This window comes from Bartonella sp. AU15XJBT, from assembly GCF_028618615.1.
GTDB lineage: Bacteria > Pseudomonadota > Alphaproteobacteria > Rhizobiales > Rhizobiaceae > Bartonella.
The window spans coordinates 1-1610 of the sequence record NZ_JAQITG010000095.1 but is presented as its reverse complement, the minus strand read 5'-3'; the positions used below and the strand labels follow the sequence as shown (position 1 = coordinate 1610).

The 1610-nt window shown below is 37.6% G+C and carries 3 protein-coding genes; all 3 read right to left on the bottom strand.

The window, feature by feature from the left end; genetic code table 11:
* On the bottom strand, positions 1-793 hold a 793-nt coding region (locus PVV57_RS10260; protein ID WP_273784039.1), incomplete at its 3' end, for a DUF1376 domain-containing protein.
* On the bottom strand, positions 783-1148 hold the full coding sequence (locus PVV57_RS10255) for a helix-turn-helix domain-containing protein (RefSeq protein ID WP_273719523.1): 366 nt from the start codon (positions 1146-1148) through the stop codon (positions 783-785). The genes PVV57_RS10260 and PVV57_RS10255, both read right to left, overlap by 11 nt.
* 2 nt (positions 1149-1150) lie before the next feature.
* A partial coding sequence (locus PVV57_RS10250) for a crossover junction endodeoxyribonuclease RuvC (protein WP_273784038.1) occupies positions 1151-1610 on the bottom strand: 460 nt, incomplete at its 5' end.

The window sequence follows — 1610 nt, the reverse complement described above, 5'->3', positions numbered from 1 at the left end:
CTTCTTGTTTTTCCCTCATTTTCTTGTCTTTCTCAAAAAAGTTTGCTTTCTCTGGAAAATAAGCAGGCATTATCTTGTCAACGATTTCTGAAAGTTGTTTGCCAACCTTTTTACCTTTTCGTGGTGGCAATTTCTCAATCATTGCTTCGTTACTTTGCCATCGATTATTAGCTTCGTTTGAAATGTTGTTATTTTGCTCGTGAATGATTGGTTGTTTAGTTTCTATTGTTTTGATTTCTTCTGATTGAACATCATCACACTCGATTGGCTCGTCAACCAAATCGTTTGTTTCTAAATTTTCAAATTCAATTTCTCTTTTTGATAAAATAATATTTTTATTTTTTTTGTTATTGTTAATGTTAATGTTATTGTTAATGGCATCATTAAGCATTGCTTGTGCATTGCTTGTAGCATGCTTAGCATCATCATCACTGTTATCTTTATTTTTATCCCACCTTGCCTTCGCTGCCTTTTGTGCTCTTTCTGAAAACTTGCTTAAATTTTCATTTGAGTTATTGAGTTCTTCCTCAACTTGTAAACTCCACAAACGACCATCTTCTGAAAAAACAATGTGTCCAGTTTCTAATAAAAGATCTAATGCTTTCTGAAATCTTTTAACTGAGCAACCAGCTAATAAAGACAACACTCGAAAATTATTCTTAAGCGGTTCTCCAGTGCGAAGCATTTGAAATCGCAACTTCACATATATAAAACCTTCAAAAGCAGGCAAATGTGCAAGATCAAGTAACCACTTATCTGCAAAAAGCCTCGTCCATGGCAACTTAGTTGACATGTATTGCCTCCTCTCTTTTCTTACTCCATCTCATATTCGCTGCTTTTGAAGCTCTTTCTGAAAATTTACTGATGCTATAATCGAAAGCTAATGACCTATGCCATAAGTTCCCATTCTCTAAACGCGTGATGTAACCCATGCTTATTAAAGTCTCTAATGTCTTTTGAAACGTTCTTACTGAACACCCACACCAACTTGATAAATAAGATGCATTATTGATAAGAGGCGCTTTCTTATCATTCATAAGCAACACAAGGGTTGTATAAACTGCCTTCTCTGTTGCTTTTAAACCCATAAGCTCTTTTAAAAACTGATCTGAATTAAACTTTACACATTCCACTTTGTTACTGGGCATCGCTATAAGATCTCCCTCTCTTTAATTAAATGTAAAATCGCTAAAGCATCCGCTTCATTATCATCACAAGGCGCGTGTCCTTTTGCACGCATCGCCTTTATAATCTCTTCTTTCGACGCATTCCCCTTGCCCGTCGTCACTTTCTTAATCGTACAAACAGGTATCCCCTCATACGGTATCTCATGATGTTCACACCATGCCGTTAACGTTGCTAACAAACCACCGTAAACATGCGCTGCATCGGTTCCAACATGACGCCTCACCTCCTCAAAATACACCGCGTCAATGCTACCTGCTGTATGCTTTATTTCTGTAAGCCATCTCTTAAAGCGTAAATAACGCATCCCACCGCCTTCAAAACGGCGTGATTTAAAGTCAACGGTGCCACTAAATATGTCACCTCTCCCTCCACACATCGCCCACCCCGTCTTCGTACCTAGATCAAAACAAAGAATCGTGTTA